Origin of the sequence: Pseudarthrobacter sulfonivorans (genome assembly GCF_031454915.1) — a bacterium.
In the GTDB taxonomy this organism is placed as follows: domain Bacteria; phylum Actinomycetota; class Actinomycetes; order Actinomycetales; family Micrococcaceae; genus Arthrobacter; species Arthrobacter sulfonivorans_C.
This window is the reverse complement of sequence record NZ_JAVDRS010000005.1, coordinates 164301-184855: the sequence shown is the minus strand read 5'-3', so window position 1 is coordinate 184855 and position 20555 is coordinate 164301. Positions and strand designations below refer to the sequence as shown.

Annotated in this window: 22 protein-coding genes; 11 read left to right on the top strand and 11 right to left on the bottom strand. The window is 62.6% G+C overall.

What is annotated here, in order from left to right; translation table 11 throughout:
* The first annotated feature begins 8 nt into the window (after positions 1-8).
* Positions 9-428, top strand: a complete 420-nt coding sequence (locus J2808_RS13250; RefSeq protein WP_309817216.1) for a nuclear transport factor 2 family protein — start codon at positions 9-11, stop codon at positions 426-428.
* A gap of 35 nt (positions 429-463) precedes the next feature.
* Here the strand turns inward: J2808_RS13250 and J2808_RS13245 are convergent, their stop codons facing one another.
* The 4 genes from J2808_RS13245 to J2808_RS13230 all read right to left on the bottom strand — a co-directional run bounded on the left by J2808_RS13245 (position 464) and on the right by J2808_RS13230 (position 4431).
* Positions 464-1606, bottom strand: coding sequence for an FAD-dependent oxidoreductase (locus J2808_RS13245; protein ID WP_309817214.1), 1143 nt, complete (start codon positions 1604-1606; stop codon positions 464-466).
* Positions 1599-2291 (bottom strand): class I SAM-dependent methyltransferase, encoded by a 693-nt coding sequence (locus J2808_RS13240; protein ID WP_309817642.1) that lies wholly within the window; start codon positions 2289-2291, stop codon positions 1599-1601. The genes J2808_RS13245 and J2808_RS13240 overlap by 8 nt, the downstream gene beginning before the upstream one ends.
* Positions 2292-2304: 13 nt before the next feature.
* Positions 2305-3522, bottom strand: a complete 1218-nt coding sequence (locus tag J2808_RS13235; RefSeq protein WP_309817212.1) for a type III polyketide synthase — start codon at positions 3520-3522, stop codon at positions 2305-2307.
* Between the two features lie 213 nt (positions 3523-3735).
* The gene (locus J2808_RS13230) at positions 3736-4431 is read right to left on the bottom strand and encodes a hypothetical protein (RefSeq protein ID WP_309817209.1); all 696 of its coding nucleotides are present in this window, start codon (positions 4429-4431) and stop codon (positions 3736-3738) included.
* A gap of 654 nt (positions 4432-5085) precedes the next feature.
* On the opposite strand from J2808_RS13230, the gene J2808_RS13225 reads away from it, so the two are divergent.
* The 3 genes from J2808_RS13225 to J2808_RS13215 all read left to right on the top strand — a co-directional run bounded on the left by J2808_RS13225 (position 5086) and on the right by J2808_RS13215 (position 8419).
* A complete protein-coding gene (locus tag J2808_RS13225; protein ID WP_309817207.1) occupies positions 5086-6282 on the top strand; it encodes an acyltransferase family protein in 1197 nt (398 codons plus the stop codon).
* A 425-nt stretch (positions 6283-6707) separates the two neighbouring features.
* On the top strand, positions 6708-7805 hold the full coding sequence (locus J2808_RS13220) for an ATP-binding protein (RefSeq protein WP_309817203.1): 1098 nt from the start codon (positions 6708-6710) through the stop codon (positions 7803-7805).
* Between the two features lie 374 nt (positions 7806-8179).
* Positions 8180-8419, top strand: a complete 240-nt coding sequence (locus J2808_RS13215; protein ID WP_309817200.1) for a hypothetical protein — start codon at positions 8180-8182, stop codon at positions 8417-8419.
* An 11-nt stretch (positions 8420-8430) separates the two neighbouring features.
* Here J2808_RS13215 and J2808_RS13210 read toward each other — a convergent pair whose 3' ends face one another.
* Positions 8431-8901, bottom strand: coding sequence for a VOC family protein (locus tag J2808_RS13210; protein ID WP_309817198.1), 471 nt, complete (start codon positions 8899-8901; stop codon positions 8431-8433).
* A gap of 129 nt (positions 8902-9030) precedes the next feature.
* On the opposite strand from J2808_RS13210, the gene J2808_RS13205 reads away from it, so the two are divergent.
* Complete coding sequence (locus tag J2808_RS13205) at positions 9031-9429, top strand: DUF3054 domain-containing protein (protein ID WP_309817194.1); 399 nt, start codon at positions 9031-9033, stop codon at positions 9427-9429.
* Between the two features lie 119 nt (positions 9430-9548).
* Positions 9549-9830, top strand: a complete 282-nt coding sequence (locus tag J2808_RS13200) for an Lrp/AsnC family transcriptional regulator (protein ID WP_056340053.1) — start codon at positions 9549-9551, stop codon at positions 9828-9830.
* 73 nt (positions 9831-9903) lie between these two features.
* Here the strand turns inward: J2808_RS13200 and trpD are convergent, their stop codons facing one another.
* Positions 9904-10962 carry an anthranilate phosphoribosyltransferase gene (gene trpD, locus J2808_RS13195; RefSeq protein ID WP_309817182.1) on the bottom strand — a complete coding sequence of 353 codons (1059 nt, stop codon included), beginning with the start codon at positions 10960-10962 and terminating at the stop codon, positions 9904-9906.
* A gap of 147 nt (positions 10963-11109) precedes the next feature.
* On the opposite strand from trpD, the gene ctaE reads away from it, so the two are divergent.
* The 4 genes from ctaE to qcrB all read left to right on the top strand — a co-directional run bounded on the left by ctaE (position 11110) and on the right by qcrB (position 15450).
* Positions 11110-11748, top strand: a complete 639-nt coding sequence (gene ctaE / locus J2808_RS13190) for an aa3-type cytochrome oxidase subunit III (protein ID WP_309817179.1) — start codon at positions 11110-11112, stop codon at positions 11746-11748.
* Positions 11749-11835: 87 nt separating this feature from the next.
* Entirely contained in the window at positions 11836-12624 is a 789-nt protein-coding gene (gene qcrC / locus J2808_RS13185) for a cytochrome bc1 complex diheme cytochrome c subunit (RefSeq protein ID WP_309817176.1), read from the top strand.
* A gap of 98 nt (positions 12625-12722) precedes the next feature.
* Positions 12723-13799, top strand: coding sequence for a cytochrome bc1 complex Rieske iron-sulfur subunit (qcrA, locus tag J2808_RS13180; RefSeq protein ID WP_309817173.1), 1077 nt, complete (start codon positions 12723-12725; stop codon positions 13797-13799).
* The gene (gene qcrB / locus J2808_RS13175; protein WP_309817170.1) at positions 13777-15450 is read left to right on the top strand and encodes a cytochrome bc1 complex cytochrome b subunit; all 1674 of its coding nucleotides are present in this window, start codon (positions 13777-13779) and stop codon (positions 15448-15450) included. The genes qcrA and qcrB overlap by 23 nt, the downstream gene beginning before the upstream one ends.
* Before the next feature lie 61 nt (positions 15451-15511).
* Here the strand turns inward: qcrB and J2808_RS13170 are convergent, their stop codons facing one another.
* On the bottom strand, positions 15512-16303 hold the full coding sequence (locus J2808_RS13170; RefSeq protein WP_309817167.1) for a GntR family transcriptional regulator: 792 nt from the start codon (positions 16301-16303) through the stop codon (positions 15512-15514).
* A 171-nt stretch (positions 16304-16474) separates the two neighbouring features.
* Here J2808_RS13170 and J2808_RS13165 point away from each other — a divergent pair, with 171 nt between their 5' ends.
* The gene (locus tag J2808_RS13165) at positions 16475-16768 is read left to right on the top strand and encodes an HPr family phosphocarrier protein (protein WP_309817165.1); all 294 of its coding nucleotides are present in this window, start codon (positions 16475-16477) and stop codon (positions 16766-16768) included.
* Between the two features lie 156 nt (positions 16769-16924).
* On the opposite strand, the gene J2808_RS13160 is transcribed toward J2808_RS13165, so the two are convergent.
* The 4 genes from J2808_RS13160 to J2808_RS13145 form a co-directional block, all read right to left on the bottom strand.
* Complete coding sequence (locus tag J2808_RS13160) at positions 16925-17326, bottom strand: cytochrome c oxidase subunit 4 (protein ID WP_309817163.1); 402 nt, start codon at positions 17324-17326, stop codon at positions 16925-16927.
* A complete protein-coding gene (gene ctaD / locus J2808_RS13155) occupies positions 17323-19050 on the bottom strand; it encodes an aa3-type cytochrome oxidase subunit I (protein ID WP_309817160.1) in 1728 nt (575 codons plus the stop codon). Before ctaD ends, J2808_RS13160 begins: the two co-directional genes overlap by 4 nt.
* Positions 19051-19060: 10 nt before the next feature.
* Positions 19061-19933 (bottom strand): aa3-type cytochrome oxidase subunit II, encoded by an 873-nt coding sequence (ctaC, locus tag J2808_RS13150; RefSeq protein ID WP_309817158.1) that lies wholly within the window; start codon positions 19931-19933, stop codon positions 19061-19063.
* 190 nt (positions 19934-20123) lie between these two features.
* Complete coding sequence (locus J2808_RS13145) at positions 20124-20513, bottom strand: HesB/IscA family protein (RefSeq protein ID WP_190988351.1); 390 nt, start codon at positions 20511-20513, stop codon at positions 20124-20126.
* Positions 20514-20555 lie beyond the last annotated feature (42 nt).

The following is a 20555-nucleotide window of genomic DNA, read 5'->3' as shown; positions in this document are numbered from 1 at the left end:
TCGATCCCATGGCAGAACAGATTTCCTCGGATCCCATCGCACTGGAACGCGTCCTGGATTTTGTCCGGACGCTCGAGGCCGGAGGCGGCGGCGAAGCCATCAGGCCCTTCCTCGCAGCGGATTTCCGCCTGTTCGAGGCGCCACACCTGCTCGCTCCGGAAGGGTCCACCCGAAGTCTGGAACAGGTGCTTGCCGGCGCCGACCAAAGCGGCGAGGTGGTGGCCCACCAGAAGTTCGACATCCGGCGCACAACCTGTGAAGGTGGCCGCGTTGTGCTCGAGGCCGACTGGTCGGCAACGGTACTGATGGATTTGAAGTACTGGGACGCCGGTGAGACCATCCGCGCCCGGACGTCATCCGTCTTCGAGGTCCGCGACGGCCAGATTGTCAGCCAGGACAGCTACGACTGCTATTTCCGAAACCCCTGAGCCATTAACACGCTTCCGGCAGATTCCCGTCGCCGTCACTGCATAGTGAACCGCCGGGCCACCAGCCTGTTCGCGGATGGAACTGCTGCCACCGCGCCCATGGCCAGATTCCGGAAGCCCAGAAACGCCGGAGCCAAGGGCCGCCCCAACGACATGTTGACCTCGGCCTGCCGGCGCGCCAGGAGGGCGGCCTTCCGGCGCCCAGCGTCATACTCCTGGAGGCGCCGGCCTACCGCCGTGCCAGCCAAGGATGCACAGATGATCGGCGCCAACTCCGCGGCATCGAGCCAGCCGAGGTTCATGCCCTGACCGCCAATGGGACTGATCTCGTGGGCAGCGTCGCCGATGAGCACGGCACGTCCCGCCACCAGCCTGCGGGCCATCGTTGACTTGGGGCTGAAGGCGCTCAGCATGCTGTTGGTGGCCGGATCAGGCCTGACACCGGTGCGCTGATGGACCAGCTGCGACAGCTCCGCGGCATCCACATTCGGGGCAGGGCTGCCCATCCTGACTACCCAGCGCCGGAGGTCTCCCGGGAGCGGGAAAGATTCCACGATCCCACCGGTTTCGAGATACAGCACGGCTTCCTGGCTGTGGTCGCCGTCTGCTGCGAAGTCACCCATTACGTAGTGGTCTGGATAGGACTTCGAGAGCACGTGGATACCCAGCAGGCTGCGCAGCTGTGACCGGGCACCGTCAGCGGCGACAAGAAGGCGTGCGGTGATCCGGCTGCCGCCACCCTCCACTTCAGGGGCCGCGACCGCAACGGTAACTGCGCCGCCGTCGTCCGCCACATGCGTTACCCGGGCTCCCCGGCGCAGGGCGGAGCCGTCCAGTTCGTGCACCCGCTGTTCCAGCAGGGACTCGGTGGTGGACTGGGGGAGGGACAGGACAAACGGAAAGCGGTCTGAAACGGTGGCGAACGACATCGACCCAACCGTCGCGCCGCGGCTGATCGCAGTTCCGCTTCGGATCGGCACGCCCGCACGCACCATGGCCCCGCCCACGCCTACCTGGTCCAGAACCGCAAGGGCCGGAGGGTGAATTCCGATCGCCCGCGAGTGATTTTTCCGGCGAACGCGCTGTTCCAGAACCCGGACCTCCACGCCTTCCTGAAGGAGCAACGCGGCGAGGTACAGGCCCACCGGTCCGCCGCCCGCGATCACCACGTCAATCATCAGACTGGACCGGGCGATGTACGAGGACCTGGTGGAAGAGCGCGTGCCGTTGCACATACCAGTCCGGGGGAGTCATGGCGGCGAGCTCGGAGGGGGTATAGCTGCGCCGGATGGAGACCAGACCGTCGGGACGGATGAAGGAACCGCGGAACGGCAGGGCTGCCAGCGAGAACAGGCCGTAGGCCGCCAGGCTTCGGCGCAGGTCATTGTGCAGGCAAAGCTGCCGTGCCAGGGACTGCGAGTCTGCCAGGAGCCTGGTAACGGCCGCCGGCTGCAGGTGATGGATGACATGGTTGGAAATGACGACGTCGAAACGGAGGCCTCCGCGGACCAGCTCGCTGCTGTCGGCCTGCACAAACCTGATGCTTGGGTGGTGGGGTCGGCGGGCTGCAAAGTCGTAGGCCCTGGCGTCAGGGTCGGTGCCGGTGATTTCGAGCAGCAGTTTGTCCCGGCGGGACCACTTCACAAGCAGCTTTGCCAGGTCTCCTCCGCCGCTGCCGATGTCCAGGGCAGTGGTCACGGTGGCTGGGGAAAGCAGCGGCCGCAGTTCCTGGACATACAGCTGCCGCCAGCCGGAAAAGAGCCTGTTGACCAGTCCGAACTGCTGATAGGTCCGTTCCAGCTTCAGCGGATCGCAGTCCGGCGCGTCCATCAGTTCGACCGCATCCGCGGCCCGCCGCCGCATCAGCAACACTGGTTCAGGCCCGGGACGGGGCCGCCGCCCGGCCTGGCAGCCGTTCCCCGGACCGGACGCTTCCGGGTTCAATGTCGGATACGGGCCCGCCAGCTTGGCGGAGTTTGGTGAAGAGCCCGGTTTCCACGGTGAGTCCGGGGCCGAAGGCCATGGAGCAGATACGTTCGTCGCCGTCCACCGGCGGCTGCTCCAGAATGTGTTTGAGGACAAACAGGACGGTGGCACTGCTCATGTTGCCGAACTTCCGCAGCGTTTCCCGTGCGGGCACCAACTGCTGGTCGGTGAGTTCGAGCCGCGTTTGAACCTTGTCCAGGATGCTCCGGCCGCCGGGGTGAATGGCCCAGTGGCGGATGTCGCGGTAGGGGAGTCCGTGCAGCGACAGGTCCCGGGACAGGAGCGGCTCGAGGGCGCCGATGATGTGGTCATCGATGATGTGCGGCACGTAGTTGCCCAGGACCATCTCGAAACCGTGATCGCCGATGTTCCACGCCATGGATTCTTCGCCCACCGGCGTCAGCACCGTCTCGAAGTGGTCCAACTGGAGCAGCGCCGGAGCATCCGGAGCGATCCGGGCCGTGACGACGGCGGCGGCGGCGCCGTCCGCGAACAGCGCCGACCCCATGATGGTGTCCGGGTCGTTGGACGTCCGCACATGGAGGGAGCAGAGTTCAGCGCAAACCACCAACACAACAGCCTGCGGATCCGCCTCACAGAACGCCTTGGCTGCCCGCAACGCCGGGAAGGCCGCATAGCAGCCCATAAATCCAAGGTGGTACCGCTGGACAGCAGGGTCAAGTCCCAGGGCGCGGACCAGCTTGTAATCGGGGCCCGGGTTGAAGAACCCTGTGCAGGAGACCGTGATGACATGCGTTATGTCACGTAGCGTGAGATCCGGGCAGGCGTCCAGGGCAGCCTGCGCGGACTCGATGAAGAGCTTCGTGGCCTGCTCGGCGAAGATCTCGTTCCGCACCTTTGTAGTGGGATTCAGCAGAAGGCCCGTGGCCGAATCAAAAAACTGTGGATCGTCCGCACGGAACTCCATGGTCATTTCATCGACCGCCGTGTGGCGCGTGTCTATGGCCGCTGAATCGAAACATGTGTTCACCAGCCTTGAGCCCAGCCTGGTCAGCCCGGGCTGAGCTGCGAAAACATCCCGGGCTTCGGCCTGGATCAGCACAGTCGGAGGGACAGCAGTTTCCAGTGAGCGCAAGTAGACCGTCATTGGTTCATTCTTGGCGAGCACTTGAGATAAGACAATGGCAGGGCTTGCCGGAAGCCAGTTGTTGTGAGGCCGGCGCCTTACGCAGACGAAAGCGGAGGCCAACGCATTGCGCCAGCCTCCGCAGGGGCCTTCGGGTGAGTCCCGTGACCAGGTCCGGACGACCAAGTGCTTCAGGAGCGTCTCGTCACCCAGCCTCCTGCCCGGATCCGCATGTCAATCCGAATGGTTTTTGCGGTTCTCCTTGACGCTCCGGTGGCACGTGCCGCCCTGGGAATCGTTGCAGTCGTCGCTATCGTCTTCGACGTTGAAGTCGCGGCGGGCATTCGCGTCGTCGCTCCGCGTTCCGGCCGGCGAATCCACGTCCTCACCGGTGGCGGGGCAATGGCCCGGGTCGCCGGTGACCGGGTCCTCGTCAGTGCCCGCACCCGTGACATTCTTGTGCTGTTCCCCGTGGCCGACGGCTTCCGGGCCGACTGGTTGGTTGTCGTGCCGCGTGTGCACAGTCGCGTCAGCAGCGTTGTCGGTCTGCCCACCGGACAACACCGGCAGCAGGGGAGCCGTGGCCGGCTTCAGTGCCAGTTTCGGAGCCACAGCGCGTGCCGCGGCGGCAACCGGGTTTCGGCCCGCCGCCTGCACCCTTGCGGCCGTCTTCCTGGCTGCCACAAAGGCCGCCCCGGCCGCCCCGGCCTCCCCGGCCTTTCTGGCAGCCGCAGCAGCCGCGGCGCGCTGGGTGGTTCCGACCTCGTCGGATGAAATGTCATACCCGGCGATGAAGCTGGCTTCAGGCCCGGTGTTGGGCGGACCCGACGGCTGTGTAGGTGAGTTTGTGGCACCGGTCACGGCGCCACACGCCGAGGTGGCGAGCAGGACCGTGAGCATGCCGGCGGCCAGCAGACTTCTTTTGCGCATGGAAAATAAAGCCTCTTCATGGGAGTGCGGAACGGCCAGGCTAAGGAAATGTGTCCTGCCCGGAGTTGGTCACGGTTGTCGGAGCACAAGGCGTTGCCGCCTGGCAATATCACACGCAAAAGCGTTCAGGACGCTCCAGTAGGCGTGTGCGTCAACCGGTGACCTAAACGTTACATTGACCAGCATGAAAGAGACCAATTGACGGCGCGTCGCCAGTGTTGGGCGTGAAATCCCGCGGCGTGCCGGGCATTTGGCGTCGACGTCGTTGATTAATATCCGGACGTGCCGAACCTGCGCCTGACCTAGGGAAACATGCAGTTGCGCTGAACGCGTTGCGTACGGAATTGCAACCAAGGTCCTGCATGACGAACCGAACGTCATCTTCAGCAGCGGGCCGCTGGAACGCCGCTGTTTGCCCCTCTCCAGGGCTTGGAACTTAACGCCGATAATCTACATTATGTAAAGTAGATCGTGATTGCTGCATCTGATGCACGATCCCCCTCAGGCGTTCACGTAACCCCTACCGCCGCTGATATTAGGTAGCCGGACCCGGTCTCTTCGGACGCAGCCGCTGATAATGTCGGGTGCGGGTTGACGGTAGCGTCTCCTGCCCCCGCCGTTCAGGGCTGCGGGCAACAGCAAAGGGACCAGTTGATGGAGAACACGGCAGTCAGTACAAATCCCGCACCTGCGGCCGCCGCATTGGGCCGGGTTGGCACCCCGAACCATGTCACCCCGGTCCCTCCGGTGCCAGGGCATTCCGGACGCGACCGCTACCTGGACCTGCTGCGTGCGATCGCCCTGGTCCGGGTTGTCGCCTACCATACTTTCTCAAACGCAGCCTGGCTGAGTCTGGTCTTCCCTTCCATGGGTGTTATGTTCGCCCTCGCGGGAGCCCTGATGGCGCGTTCCCTCGAGCGGCCTGCCCTGGGCGTCCTGAAAAGCCGGACCCGGCGCCTGTTGCTGCCCCTGTGGGTCTACAGCGCCACGGTTTTGTTTCTCATTCTCTGGCAAGGCTGGAGCCCGGACCAGGACGAGGGCCGCTCCTGGTCCGAAATCGTATTGTGGTTCATCCCGCTCGGTGACCCGCCCTACCCGGAAAGCATAGGTTCTGACGAAGGCCTGGTTGATAGCGCGTGGGCCGCAGATGCTGGAGTCATCCTCTGGTACATCCGTGCGTACTTCTGGTTTATGCTTTTGTCTCCGCTGCTGCTCGCGGCATTCCGCCGGCTGCCGTGGATTACGCTGGCAGCGCCTCTGGGAATCATGGTGCCACTCGCCGCCGGTTGGGTGACGCTGCCCGACTGGGCGGACAGTGGCGTCGGCGACTTCGCCACCTACGGCTCCTGCTGGATTCTCGGCTTCGCCCACTACTTCGGCCTGCTGCGCAGCGTCCCGCGATGGATCGTGTTCTCAGCCGGACCGGTGATCATGGCCCTCGGCTTCCTCTGGGCCGCACCCGAACTAGTCGACGAGGGCTGGGACCTGAACAATATTGGCGGGGCAGATGGCCTGTGGGCCTTCGGGTTCTGCGCGATGCTCCTGCGGATCTCGCCATCATGGAAGTCGCTGCCCAGGCCGATCAGGCTCCTCGATAAGCCAGTCACCCTCATTAACAACCGGGCAGTCACCGTTTACCTCTGGCATACCCTGCTGCTGGCGGTCAGCGTGGCAATCATCAGCAGGCTCTCCGACAATGAGGTGATTCGCGCCGCCATACCCTGGCTGCTGGACAGCGAGTGGACCCGGTTCGGCGGCGTCTGGCTGCTCCTTGCCATCGTTTTTCTCACTATCGGCTGGACCGAGGACGTGGCCGCTAAACGGACTCCGCGGCTCTGGCCGGACAGGTAACGAAGCAGAAGTGGACGACGGCGGGAGGTCCCGCCGTCGCCGCTTTCCGCCTTTGGCCTTCCGGATCCCGAGATTTGGCCTCGGCGTCTAGAGCGACGGCTTAGTGCTGAGAAGCAAGTCATCCAGCTCCTCGCGAGCCGGAATCACGACACGAGATGCCTCGGCTCCGTCAGCTGAGGATGTGCTGGAATGAATATGCACGGTTACCAGAAGTGTCAGACGGCGCCGCTGACAGCACGCCCCGGTTGAAATCTGCGAGTAGGTCGATGTGATGGTGCATGTCACCAGCGGTGCATCTGACACCTGATCCTGCTGGGAAGCTGCAGGAGGAGTGGAATGCACTCCCCCAAACTCACAAAACTCATATAAACTCACGTTGTCCACGCAAACTCACAAAACTCATACGAACTCACAGGAGCCGGTCGATGGAGAACCCCTTTCGCCCCTCGGCCGGGGCGACGCCACCGGAAATCCTGGGTAGGGCCGGCGTGCTTGATGAGTTCGAGTACGGTCTCCGGCTGGGATCCGGTGCCCCTGGCTTGTTGACCATTTTCACCGGGGCCCGCGGGATCGGCAAGACTGTCATGATCGGCGCCGCACACGACATCGCCCGCGAAAAGGGCTGGGCCGTCGTTTCCGAGACCGCCACTGCAGGTTTCATGGGCCGGATCGGCGAGTCCATGCGTCAGCTCGCCGAAGAGCTTGGCGCCGGGCCGGCGAACCGCCGGATCACTGCGATCGCGGCCGCGGGTTTCAGTATCACCACCCAGCTCCCGCCCGAACGCCAGGTGGCATGGCGGACACTGGGTGCGGACCTCCTCAGAATTCTGGATGAACGCGGCAACGGACTCGTCATTACGGTGGACGAGATCCATGCCGCCGACCGCAGCGAACTCGCCCAGCTGGCCGCCAGCGTCCAGCACTTCATCCAGGACCGGCTGCCCATCGGCCTGGTCTTCGCGGGGCTGCCCGCCGCCGTGTCCGACCTGCTCAACGAAGGAGTGGCAACATTCCTCCGCCGGGCCGACAAGATCGATCTCCACGCCGCAGCCGTCCGGGAAGTCGAGGAGTCTTTCGCGGGTACCTTCGCCGAGGCAGCCTTCGCGGTCTCCCCCGACCTTGTCCGCCGGGCAGCAGAGGCCACGGGAGGATACCCGTTCCTCATCCAACTTGTCGGCTACTTCCTCTGGAAGGAAGCTGAAATCAACCAGGGCCTCCTCACTGCGGAAACAGTCGAACGCGCCATCGAGGCGGCAAACCGCCGCAATGGACGCACCGTCATCGAAGCAGCCCTCGCCGCTGCCTCCCCCAAGGACCTTGACTTCCTTCATGCCATGGCAGAGGACGACGGACCTTCTGTTGCCGGGGACATCGGCCGACGCATCGGAGCCAGGACAAATCTCGTCGCCAACTACCGCTCGAGACTGCTGGCGGCCGGCCTCATCGAACCTACCGCCCATGGAATGGTGGACTTCGCAATCCCAGGCCTCCGTCAACACCTTCGGGCACAATCCCGGCCCTGACGCCATGGCTCAACGGAGCCCTGCAAGCAGTTACGGGCGAACAAGGAAGACCGCCGATTCTTGGAACACCGTCAGGCTGACGGTGTTGCACTGCATGGCCTTCGTCGCCGGCATCCTCAGGGACGCAACCGCCGCTGTCGCGACCTGAGCAAGCACTCCGCGCTCAAGCAGTGAGCCCTTCACCCACGGCAAGTAGCCCACCAGAAAAAGTTGAGTACTGCCTACGCGTGTAAGGACCATCCACGGCTCTTAGTGTCGTCTTATGGCGGCACGCTGGGTACGTCTGCTTCCCAGCACCATTGGGCAGTCAGTGTCGATCTTTCCGCGGACCGGAGATAGCGGCATTGTTCAGTTCCTGGCTCTTAGGACGTCATATGCTGCAATCCCTCAGCCCACAATCCTTCATCCCCCAGGCACGGAAGCACGCGCTGGACGAAGCCCCCGGAAGGCCTGTGATTATGCTCAGGCCAGCTCCCGTCAGGGTACGCTCCAGCATTGGAAGTGCCATCGCCTATACAGTCACGCACGTCTTGGTTGAGTGGGACGCCGATGGACAGTACAACGTCCGGTGGGAGGCCAGCTGGCTGGTGCGGAGGGTCGAGCAAAGCGCCTGAGGTTGTCTGTATCAGCCGTCGTAGGCCAGTTGAAGGGCTGCGATATCAAGCTTCTGCATCCTGAGCATTGCCTGCATTGCGCGCTGGGCACCTTCCCGGTCCGGACCGCCGATCAGAGAGCCCAGCAGGGCCGGCACAATCTGCCAGGACACGCCATAACGGTCCTTCAACCAGCCACACTGGCTCTCGGACCCGCCATCAGTCAGCGCTGACCAGTAACGGTCCACTTCCTCCTGGTCCGCACAGTCGACAACAAAAGAGACGGCTTCGGTGAAGTTAGCCGGTGCTCCCCCATTGAGCGCAAGAAACTTGCTCCCCGCGATCTCAAACTCGACGGTGATGACTTGACCTGCCGGACCAGGGCCGCCCTCCGCGTAACGCGATACGTCCAGAATCCTGGAGTCATCGAAAACTGATGCGTAGAACTCGGCTGCGTCTTCAGCTTCGTTCTCAAACCATAAGCACGTTGAAATTTTCTCCACGGGGTGCTCCCTTCCGGCTTGAGCCTAGTCCGGAGCTCCATCCGGGACAACGGCCTGCGACGGGTGCCGTCTCCCCGCCCCGGGGCTTCCCTTCGCCGCCCCGGGGCGCCCCGCGCTAGGCTCGAAGCCATGACTTCCCCGATCCATCAGCCATCCGCTTCCGGTGGCACACGCACTGTTATTGCCGCAGCGCTGTTCGACGCCGTCCTGATCCTGGCCTTCGCCGCGATCGGGAGGGACACACACCAGCGGGGTGACGTGGTCACCGGCGTCTTCCTCACCGCTTGGCCTTTCCTCGCCGGGGCTGCCCTGGGATGGCTGGCGGCCCGGGCATGGCGGCGTCCGCTGTCCCTACGGTCCGGCCTGGCAATCTGGCTCGGAGCCGTTGCGGGCGGCATGGTTCTGCGTGCCATGACTGGCCAGACAGTGGTGCTGGCCTTCGTCATTGTGGCCCTCTTGAGCCTCGGGCTGTTTCTGGTTGGTTACCGGGCGCTTCTGGCGCTGGCCGGCAGGCTAAGGAAGTCCTGACGCCACAGGGACGTGCGTTGCGTTTCACGCCTCCCGTGCGGGGGCCATGTAATAGGCTGGCATCACCATTGAGTCCTGCCGGGCACCGCTACGGCCAACTGATCCGGAAGGATTGACAAGTGATCACCGCATTCGTTCTGATCAAGACTGACGCCGCACGCATCCCGGAAACCGCTGAGGAGATTTCCGCGATTCCAGGGATCAGCGAGGTCTATTCCGTGACGGGGGAATGGGACCTGATCGCCGTTGCCCGTGTTGCACGGCACGAGGATCTGGCCGATGTCATTGCCGACAAACTCTCCAAGGTCCCCGCTGTTGTCCACACCACCACCCACATCGCTTTCCGTGCTTACTCCCAGCACGATCTCGATGCTGCCTTTGCACTGGGTTTCGAGCAGTAGCACGTCCCTGGACCAAACAATTGGCGGGCCCGGCTAATCAGCCGGGCCCGCCATATTTTGACCAACCGGTGTATCACGGCCGGGTCAGGGAGACCCACTTTTCCAGGACCGCCGCGGCGGCACCCGAATCGATCGAGTCAGCAGCCCGGCCCACGGCCGAACGCATGCGGTCCAGGAACGGCCCCTCCGCCGTCGCATCGAATGCGACCAGTCCGGCGGCAGCATTGAGCAGTACGGCGTCGCGCGCGGCTCCGGTCTTTCCGGCAAGGACATCACGCACGACGGCGGCGTTCGCCTTGGCGTCCCCGCCACGGAGTTCCTCCACAGTTGCTGGACGGATGCCAAGGTCGGCCGGTGAAAAGTTCAGTTCGGTGACAGCGCCACCACGGATCTCCCAGACAGTGGAGGGGCCCGTCGTGGTCAGTTCGTCCAACCCGTCGTTGCCGCGGAAGACCAGCCCGCGGCTCCCCCGCTGCGCCAGAACGCCGGCCACCAGCGGAGCCATCCGGGCATTGGCCACGCCCACGGCTGAGGCCTGAACCAGTGCCGGATTGGTCAAGGGTCCCAAGAAGTTGAATGCCGTGGGAATTGCCAGCTCCCGCCTGGGCACCGCCGTGTGGCGGAAGGACGGATGGAACACCTGCGCGAAGCAAAAGGTGATCCCCGCCTCCCCCGCATTGCGGGCAACCTGCTCTACAGGAAGGTCGAGCCGGACTCCAAGGGCCTCAAGTACGTCAGCCGAGCCGGAAGACGACGACGCTGCCCGGTTGCCGTGCTTGACGACCTTCGCTCCCGCGCCGGCTGCCACCAAGGCCGCCATGGTGGAGATATTGACTGTGTTGAGCTGGTCACCGCCAGTGCCCACGATGTCGAGCTTCTCGCCAGGAATACTGATGGGTGTCGCGTGGCGCAGCATCGCCTCCACCAGCCCCGAAATTTCGTTAACTGTCTCACCCTTGGAGCTGAGGGCCACGAGGAATCCAGCTATCTGTGAGGGCGTCGCCTCCCCGGACATGATTCTGTCCATTGCCCAAGCGGTGCTTTCCGCTGTGAGATCGGTGCCGTTGATGAGCGCTGAAATGAGCCGGGGCCATGTGTTGCTGTCCGCCGGCGCGGTTGCCTGAGAAGTCACCTCCTGATGCTATCGACCCACCCAACCCCTGACCAATGTGAACGGCTCCAGGAACTTTTCCCGGTGATTTCGCGTCTTTGTAGAAAAAGTCCCCCGAAAAGGCGGTTCGCGTTGGGAAGTACGGACTTTTATAGACATAATGTCTATGTGACATCTGCGACCCATGCCCCCAGTACCCCGGCGCACCCCACGCTGAACCGCCCCAATATGGTTTCCGTCGGAACCGTTGTTTGGCTGTCCAGCGAGTTGATGTTCTTCGCCGGTCTCTTTGCCATGTACTTCACACTGCGCTCCACGAGCGGACAGATGTGGGCCGAAGAGACAGCCAAGCTCAACTTCCCCTTTGCGCTCGTTAACACCATCGTCCTTGTGGCCAGTTCGTTTACTTGCCAGATGGGCGTCTTCGCCGCCGAACGGCTGCAGCCCCGCAAGACGGGCGGACGCTTCCAGCTCTCCCGCTGGGGCATGAACGAATGGTTCACCCTGACCTTCATCATGGGTGCATTCTTCGTCGCGGGCCAGACCACGGAATACGCCATGCTTGTGTCAGAGCACGTATCGCTCTCATCCAATGCCTATGGCTCGGCCTTCTACATCACCACCGGCTTCCACGGCCTGCACGTTATCGGCGGCCTCGTAGCTTTCCTCTTCATCATCGGACGCTCGTTCGCTGCGAAGAAGTTTGGCCACTTTGAGGCAACCTCGGCCATTGTCACCTCCTACTACTGGCACTTTGTGGATGTTGTCTGGATCGGCCTCTTCCTGGTCATCTACGTACTGAAGTAGTCAAGCTTTGATTCCTTTTCTACAAGAGGCAGAATTTCAAGAAGCGGCTCACGGAGCCGGCGCAGGATCGAATAAAGGAACCACCACGTGAAGGCTCTCTCGCAAAAGCGGCGTCACCCACTAGCAGTCATAGCGCTGCTCCTGATGGGGCTACTCGTCACTGGTGGGCTCTATGCCGTTGCCACCAACGTCAACGAGGCCAAGGCATCCACCACCAGCTACAGCGCAAGTGACACCGCCGAAGGCGAAAAGCTCTTCGAAGCCAACTGCGCCACCTGCCATGGAATGGGCGCCAGCGGCTCTCAGGATGGCCCCGCGTTGGTGGGTGTTGGTGCAGCCGCAGTTGACTTCCAGGTCGGAACCGGCCGCATGCCGATGCAGATGAACGGACCCCAGGCTTACAAGAAGCCCGCCCAGTTCAACGACGAGCAGACCCACCAGCTCGCAGGTTACGTCGCTTCCCTGGGAGCAGGCCCGGCAATTCCTGAAGAAGGCCTGCTGGACGAAAAGGGTGATGCTGCCGCGGGTGGCGAGCTCTTCCGCGTGAACTGCGCCATGTGCCACAACGCAGCTGCCGCCGGCGGTGCGTTGACCCGTGGCAAGTTCGCTCCTGCCCTTGCCGACGTTTCGGGCAAGCACATCTACGAGGCCATGGTCACGGGCCCGCAGAACATGCCCGTCTTCAGTGACGCGAACGTAACGCCCGAAGGCAAGCGCGACATCATCACCTTCCTGAAGCAGATCGAAGCCAACGGCTCGCCCGGTGGCGCGGACCTGGGCTCACTAGGCCCGGTTGCTGAAGGCCTCTTCGTCTGGATCGCCGGACTTGGAGTCATTATCGCCTTCACGATCTGGCTGACGTCCCGAACGTCCTAGGACAACGGGACCCTTAAGAACTTCTGCTGCCCAGTCAGCAGTTTGAAATTGAAAACTAACCCGGCAGACGCCGGGACGAGAGAAGGATGAGGCGAATTATGGGCAACCATAGTGACGGCAGTCCGAACCACTCGGGCACCGTAGCTACGGCTGGTCAGAATGAGGTGGAGAAATTCCAGGATCCTGGACTTCCTCCGCATCGTTTGCGCCTGGCTGACACGGACCCGAAGGCAGCCAAACGGGCAGAACGGCAGGTAGCTGTACTTTTCGGCATCTCCGTTGTTGGCACCCTGATCTTCCTGGTGGCGTACTTCGCCATCGATTTGGGCGAAGGCGCAGGGGCAGGCATTGCCACGATCCGCCTGCAGAACGCCCTCCTGGGGCTTGGCACAGCCTTTGCCATGCTTGGCATCGGCACTGGCATTGTGCATTGGGCCAAGGCCCTCATGCCGGACCACGAAGTCTCGGAGGAGCGCCACGCGATCCGCACCGAAGACGACCGCCAGGCCGCGGTGCGCATCGTGGACGACATTGTGGAGGAGACCGGCATCAAGCGCCGCCCGCTCATCCGCAACACCCTGCTCGGCGCCGTTGCCTTGGCACCTCTGCCCGCCATCGCGGTATTTGGTGACCTTGGCCCCCGCCCGGACAACAAACTGGCCCACACCATGTGGGCTCCCCAGGAAGGCAAGCTCAAGCGCCTCACCCGGGACCCTGACGGTACGCCCATCAAGGCCTCCGATGTCACCCTGGGCTCAGCCTTCCACGTCATTCCGGAAGGCCTGAACGAACTGCACGAGGGCAAGCTCAACGAAAAGGCCAAGGCTGTTGTGCTCCTCATGCGTCTCGATCCTGCGTCCCTGAAGCCTTCCGCAGGACGAGAGGACTGGAGCTACAACGGCATCGTTGCCTACTCCAAGATCTGCACCCACGTCGGTTGCCCTGTTGCCCTTTACGAGCAGCAGACGCACCACCTGCTGTGCCCGTGCCACCAGTCCACCTTCGACCTCACGCAAGAGTGCAAGGTGATCTTTGGCCCGGCCAGCCGGCCCCTCCCCCAGCTGCCCATCGCAGTGGACAACGAGGGCTACCTGGTCGCAACCAGCGACTTCAAAGAACCTGTAGGACCGAGTTACTGGGAGCGTGATGAGCATGAGCGCAGCATCAACAGCTGAAGCCCCCGCCTTCGTAGCCAAGACCAAGACCGGACGCATCACTGATTTCGTTGACGCCCGGGTCGGCGGTTCCGGTATCCTCCGCGAGTTTGGGCGCAAAGTCTTCCCCGACCACTGGTCGTTTATGTTCGGTGAAGTGGCACTCTACTCATTCGTCATTCTGCTGCTGTCAGGCACCTTCCTGACCTTCTGGTTCGATCCGTCCATGGCTGAGACCCACTACGCGGGTTCCTATGTGCCGTTGAAGAACGTGGAAATGTCGGTAGCGTACAGCTCTTCGCTGAACATCTCCTTCGACATCCGTGGCGGGCTCTTCATGCGCCAGGTGCACCACTGGTCAGCACTGCTGTTTGTGGCTTCCATTGCCGTGCACATGTTGCGTGTCTTCTTCACCGGAGCCTTCCGCAAACCGCGTGAAATGAACTGGGTTGTTGGCAGCGTCCTCCTGATCCTCGCCATGGCAGCCGGTTTCACCGGTTACTCCCTCCCCGATGACCTGCTCTCCGGCAACGGCCTGCGCATCATCGACGGCGTTATCAAGGCCATTCCCGTGGTGGGCACGTATATCTCGTTCTTCCTCTTTGGCGGCGAGTTCCCCGGCACCGCAGTCATCGGCCGCCTGTACATGCTCCACATCCTGCTTGTGCCCGCGCTGATCCTGCTGATGATCGTGCTCCACCTCTTTATGGTGGTTGTGCACAAGCACACCCAGTACCCCGGTCCGGGCCGCAACGACGGTAACGTCGTCGGCTACCCGCTGGGCCCGGTATACGCGGCGAAGGCAGGCGGCTTCTTCTTCATCGTCTTCGGTGTCGTCGCCCTCATGGCGGCCTTCTTCACGATCAACCCGATCTGGAACTACGGCCCGTATGATCCCTCCCCCGTATCCGCCGGTACCCAGCCCGACTGGTACATCGGCTTTGTTGACGGCGCACTCCGCCTGATGCCGGGTGTTATCGGAGACTTCCACTTCGAGTACGTCATCTTCGGCTACACCCTGACGCTGAACGTCCTCCTCCCGGCCCTGGTGCCGGCCGGAATCCTGTTCACTGTGATGTTCATGTACCCGTGGATCGAAAGCTGGATCACCAAGGACACCCGTGAACACCACGTTCTGGACCGTCCGCGGAACGCACCGACACGCACCGCTATCGGTGTGGCTGGCTTTGTCTGGTACAGCGTCATGTGGGCAGCTGCCGGCTCTGACCTCATCGCCACGCACTTCCACGTCTCCCTGAACGATGTGACGTACTGGCTCCGGGCACTGTTCTTCGTTGGTCCGGTCATCGCGTACATCGTCACCAAGCGTGTAGCGCTGGCCCTCCAGCGCAAGGATCGCGAGATCGCACTGCATGGCCGTGAGACTGGCCGCATCGTGCGTCTGCCGCATGGCGAATTCATCGAAGTGCATGCACCCCTCGACGAGTACAAGCGCTACAAGCTGGTGGGCTTCGAGTCGCCCGCGCCGCTGCCTGCGATCCCCAACGAGCACGGCATCGTGACCCGCAAGGAAAAGCAGCGCGCGTTTCTCTCCAGGTGGTTCTTCGAGGACCGCGTGGCTCCTGCTACGCCTGCCGAGCTGGAGGCCGCTCACGGCCACCACGCCCCTGCAGTGGAAGCGGCAGAGGGAAGCAAGAGCCTCAGCCACTGACAGCAGTTCAGTTTCAACGGGAAAGGCCCGGTCCATTGGACCGGGCCTTTCCCGTTTTTGGCTAATTGCTGCGGTACCCGGAGGAATGGTTCCGTGCGGTGCGTACTCCCGGCCGCTGGAGGGGAACCCACAGCTTGTAGCGGTCCGCCCGGTAGTACGAAACGGAGTAGTCAACCATGGCCCGCGCCACGAATGCGTGCCGTTGAATCTTCAGCAGGGGTGTGCCTACGTCGACGTTCAAGAGGCGCGCTGTGGAAGGTGACGCCGCGGTAGCTTCAATCATGTCCTCACCCCACTCCATCACCAGGCCGAACTGCTCGCTCAGCACGTTGTAAAGCGACGTTGGTGGCTCGCCGTCCAGCAGCCCGGGGACGCGCTGCGCAGGGATAAAGTTCTCGTCCACGCTCATGGGCTCACCATCGGCCAGCAACAACCGCCGAAACCGGACCAAGGGCGTCCCCTCCTCCACCTGCAGTTCACGGGCCAGGAAGGCACTGGCGCCGATCTGTTCAAAGCTGAGTACTTTAGCAGCCGGGACCATGCCACGGCGTTGCATCTCCTCGCTGTAGGACGTCAGTTTAACCTGGAGGTCCAGTTTCGGCTTGCGGACGAAGGTGCCGAGGCCAACCACACGTTCGATGACTTCCTCGCCGACGAGGGCGTCAATGGCCTGCCGGACTGTCATACGGGCCAGCCCGAACCGGAGGGCGAGATCCCGTTCGGACGGCAAGGCGGACCCTGGTGGACAGGATTCACTGATGTAGGCCCGCAGGATCTCCCGGAGCTGGATGTAGATGGCTACGCCGCTGCTGCGGTCAATGTTCCCGCGGATGCCCTCGGCCCTAGCGGCCACGGAATGCCATCCCTGCTTTGATATTCACCCTTCAATCTTAAGCCAACCCGAGGCAGGTCTAGACCAGCACGCGATCATCCGCTCTGTTTAGCGGCACGGACAATGGGACAGCTATATTGGATTGGAAATTTCAGGAATGACGGTGGGGGCCGTCCGGATAAAGGAGACCCTTTGCCAATGCACAAGGCCGTGGTTTCGGCTTCGATCGGATTGCATGCCCGTCCGGCGGCGGAATTCGTCAGGGCGGTGACAGCCACAGGGCTTGCTGTCACCATCCGGAAGGCGGGAATCCAGGGCGTGGACGCCAGATCGTTGCTTGAGGTGATGACGGCCGATTTTCCGTTCGGGTGCGAAGTGGAGCTGGCTGTCCCGGACAGTGCCCTGAGCGGGCCCTCCGGGCAGGTAGCAGCTGCTGAGGCCCTTCAGATGCTTGCGGCACTTCTCGAGTCGCAGGGGGCGGCGTAGGCCCTCCCACGGGATAAGACGCGAGGGGCGGCGCCCTACGTCGCGGCCCCGCCCAGGCCGACTCGCACGGCAACAAAGAAGGCGTTGTGCCTCACCCGGAGGTGAGGCACAACGCCTTTACTATTTTGGCTGGTCCGGAGACCGGCTCAGGGGAACCTAGTGTGCGTGGTCGCCACGGCTGTACTCGAAGACCCAGCCCACAAGCGCAACCACCGCGAGGCCGGCGGCGATGAAGACAATCCACCAGCCGACTGCCAGGCCGAGGAATCCACCTGCGCAGGAAAGACCAAGCACCAGCGGCCACCAGCTCCACGGGCTGAAGTGCCCCTGTTCGCCGGCGCCTTCGTGGATCTCGGCGTCATTGCGGTCTTCGGGACGTGGCCCGACGCGCTTGGCGGTAAAGCCGAGGTAGCCGCCGATCATTCCGGAGAGGCCACCCACCAGGAGGACCCCGAGGATTCCGACCCATTCACTCCAGTTGGTCAGGAAACCGTAGATCACGGAGACCGGTACGAAGAAGAAGACTCCGGCTCCAAATATCCATGCTTCGATTTTCACTTGGCGGTGTCCTTCTGGTCAGCGTTACCGAGCACTGCCGCTGCAGCAGACGGCGACTCAACGGTGTGTACCTGTGAAAGCTCCGGGTGGTGGAGGTCCAGGGCGGGACGCTCTGAACGGATCCGGGGCAGCGAGGTGAAGTTGTGGCGCGGCGGCGGGCAGGAGGTGGCCCATTCGAGCGAGGCGCCGAAGCCCCACGGGTCATCTACCTCAACGCGCTCCGCGCTGCGCCACGTGATGTAGACGTTCCAGAAGAACGGGATCAGTGAGGCGCCGAGGACAAACGAGGCAATGGTGGAGAACTGGTTCATCCAGGTGAAGTTGTCCTCCACCAGGTAGTCGGCGTAGCGGCGGGGCATGCCCTCAACACCGAGCCAGTGCTGGATGAGGAACGTGCCGTGGAAGCCCAGGAACAGCAGCCAGAAGTGGATCTTGCCGAGGCGTTCGTTGAGCATCTTGCCCGTCCACTTCGGCCACCAGAAGTAGAACCCGGCGAACATCGCGAACACCACGGTGCCGAACACCACGTAGTGGAAGTGCGCCACCACGAAGTACGAGTCGGAGACGTGGAAGTCCAGCGGCGGGGAGGCCAGGATGATGCCGGTCAGGCCGCCGAAGAGGAACGTGACCAGGAAGCCGATGCTCCACAGCATTGGGGTCTCAAAGGTCAGCGACCCGCGCCACATGGTGCCGATCCAGTTGAAGAACTTCACACCCGTGGGTACCGCGATAAGCATGGTCATAAACGCGAAGAACGGCAGCAGCACCGAACCGGTGACGTACATGTGGTGGGCCCACACGGTCACGGACAGGGCGGCGATGGCGATGGTTGCGTAGACCAGGCCCTTGTAGCCGAAGATCGGCTTGCGGCTGAAGACCGGGAAGATCTCCGAGACGATGCCAAAGAACGGCAGCGCAATAATGTAGACCTCCGGGTGGCCGAAGAACCAGAACAGGTGCTGCCACAGGACCGCACCGCCATTCTCCGGGTCGAAGATGTGGGCGCCGAAGCGGCGGTCCGCACCGAGGGCGAAGAGCGCTGCAGCAAGGGGCGGGAAGGCCATCAGTACCAGGATGGAGGTGACGAGCGCGTTCCAGGTGAAGATGGGCATGCGCCACATGGTCATGCCGGGAGCACGCATGCAGATGATGGTGGTGATGAAGTTGACCGCACCCAGGATGGTACCGAAACCGGACAGCGCCAGGCCGAAGACCCACAGGTCACCGCCGATGCCGGGGCTGAACGTGGTGTTTGACAGCGGGGCGTACGCGAACCAGCCAAAGGACGCCGCACCCTGCGGGGTGATGAAGCCTGAGACGGCGATGGTGGAGCCGAAGAGGAAGAACCAGAAGGCCAGGGCATTCAGCCGCGGGAAGGCGACGTCAGGTGCACCGATCTGCAGGGGCATGATCACGTTCGTGAAGCCCGCGAAGAGCGGGGTGGCGAACATCAGCAGCATCACGGTGCCGTGCATCGTGAACATCTGGTTGTACTGCTCTTTGGTCTGCAGGATCTGCATGCCGGGCTCGAACAGTTCGGCACGGATCAGCAGCGCCATCACGCCGCCCAGGCAGAAGAACACAAACGACGCGATCAGGTACATGTACCCGATGGTCTTGTGGTCAGTGGAGGTGATCCAGTTGACGACGATGCGCCCCTTGGATTTAGGAACTACGGGAGCCTGAAGGGTCTCCACAGGTGCGGACTGAGTGTAAGTAGCCACGTCGCTCCCCTTACTTAATTTCGTTCAGGTTGGGGTTACGGTCGTACTCTTTACCGATGAGTCCCGTGTTGCCTGCAGCCTTGAGCTTGTCCATGTGAGCCTGGAATTCGGCTTCGGAGACAACTTTGACGCGGAACAGCATCTCGGAGTGGTACTCGCCGCAGAGTTCTGCGCACTTACCGTCGTAGGTTCCCTCTTTAGTGGGGGTGAACCGGATGTAGTTGGTCTTGCCGGGGATCATGTCGCGCTTCTGGAGGAAAGCAGGAACCCAGAAAGAGTGGATGACGTCGCGCGAGTTGAGCTCAAGATCAACGGACTTTCCAACCGGCAAGTAAAGCGTCGGAAGAGCTTCCTTGTCGATGGTGTTACCGGTCAGGTGAGCCTGGACCCCGGCTTCGTAGACGTCTTCTTCGATGACGTTGCCGGACTTGTAGTTAAAGTCCCAGGCCCACTGCTTGCCGCGGACGTCAACAACGACGTCGGCCGGCTGTGAGCGGTCATCGATGGCCCGCTGGTCGCGGTCGGTGAAGTAGAAGAACACCAGGACCATGAAAACCGGGATGGTCAGGTAGAACACCTCGAGCGGGAGGTTGAAGCTGATCTGCTTCGGGAACCCCACGGTCCCCTTGCGGCGGCGGTAGGCAACAAGGCACCAGACGATCAAGCCCCACGTAATGATGCCCACAACAAGGGCGGCAATCCATGAGTTGACCCAGAGGTCCATGATCCGGTCAGTGTGATTGGTGGTGCCACGCTCGGTGGGCAGCCACCCCCTCGATACCTCTGGCGAACATCCAGTCAAAACCAACGCGCCGGCGACTGCCAAGCCTGAGATCGATGTGATCGTTTTGCGTCGGCTGCCGGTTCGGTTCTGCGAACTCACAGACGGCCCTTCCTACTTGTTGCTGCTGTTGCCCGGCTGCCTCAATAGCCTTCCGGGCACACTAAAAGTTTTACTACTCGGTGTAGAGCTTACCGCTCCGCCGGGCGTTTCGCCCACATGTCGGCGCCGTGCCTCCGTGCCGTTTTTAGCGGACCGGAGGCGGGCGCCGACATCGGGCGAAAGAACCGGGTCAGTGGAAGGAATCACCACATGCGCAGGAGCCCCCGGCATTGGGATTATCGATGGTGAAACCCTGCTTCGAGATGGTGTCTTCGAAATCGATGCTGGCCCCGCTGAGGTAGGGCACGCTCATCTTGTCCACCACAACTTCAACGCCGTCATAGTCACGGACGGCGTCTCCGTCCAGGAGGCGCTCATCGAAGTAGAGCTGGTAGATGAGGCCAGAGCAGCCGCCGGGCTGAACGGCAACGCGGAGGCGGAGGTCGGTCCGGCCCTCCTGCTCCAGGAGGCTGCGGACCTTGCCTGCAGCGACGTCGGTCAGTTTGACCTCGTGCGCGGCGAGTTCGTCGCTGGCAGCGGCTGCGGTCTCGGTGGTGTTCTCGTTGGTTGCGGTGCTCATTTGGCCTACCTTAGGACGGTCCTGGCGGCCCCGCTTCAGCGG

What these genes read in the sequence shown, in the direction of transcription:
- J2808_RS13250 (WP_309817216.1), top strand. Translation starts at nt 9, where the DNA reads ATGGCAGAACAGATTTCCTCGGATCCCATCGCACTGGAACGCGTCCTG.
- J2808_RS13245 (WP_309817214.1), bottom strand. Translation starts at nt 1,606, where the DNA reads ATGATTGACGTGGTGATCGCGGGCGGCGGACCGGTGGGCCTGTACCTC.
- J2808_RS13240 (WP_309817642.1), bottom strand. Translation starts at nt 2,291, where the DNA reads ATGCGGCGGCGGGCCGCGGATGCGGTCGAACTGATGGACGCGCCGGAC.
- J2808_RS13235 (WP_309817212.1), bottom strand. Translation starts at nt 3,522, where the DNA reads ATGACGGTCTACTTGCGCTCACTGGAAACTGCTGTCCCTCCGACTGTG.
- J2808_RS13230 (WP_309817209.1), bottom strand. Translation starts at nt 4,431, where the DNA reads ATGCGCAAAAGAAGTCTGCTGGCCGCCGGCATGCTCACGGTCCTGCTC.
- J2808_RS13225 (WP_309817207.1), top strand. Translation starts at nt 5,086, where the DNA reads ATGGAGAACACGGCAGTCAGTACAAATCCCGCACCTGCGGCCGCCGCA.
- J2808_RS13220 (WP_309817203.1), top strand. Translation starts at nt 6,708, where the DNA reads ATGGAGAACCCCTTTCGCCCCTCGGCCGGGGCGACGCCACCGGAAATC.
- J2808_RS13215 (WP_309817200.1), top strand. Translation starts at nt 8,180, where the DNA reads ATGCTGCAATCCCTCAGCCCACAATCCTTCATCCCCCAGGCACGGAAG.
- J2808_RS13205 (WP_309817194.1), top strand. Translation starts at nt 9,031, where the DNA reads ATGACTTCCCCGATCCATCAGCCATCCGCTTCCGGTGGCACACGCACT.
- qcrA (WP_309817173.1), top strand. Translation starts at nt 12,723, where the DNA reads ATGGGCAACCATAGTGACGGCAGTCCGAACCACTCGGGCACCGTAGCT.
- qcrB (WP_309817170.1), top strand. Translation starts at nt 13,777, where the DNA reads ATGAGCGCAGCATCAACAGCTGAAGCCCCCGCCTTCGTAGCCAAGACC.
- J2808_RS13145 (WP_190988351.1), bottom strand. Translation starts at nt 20,513, where the DNA reads ATGAGCACCGCAACCAACGAGAACACCACCGAGACCGCAGCCGCTGCC.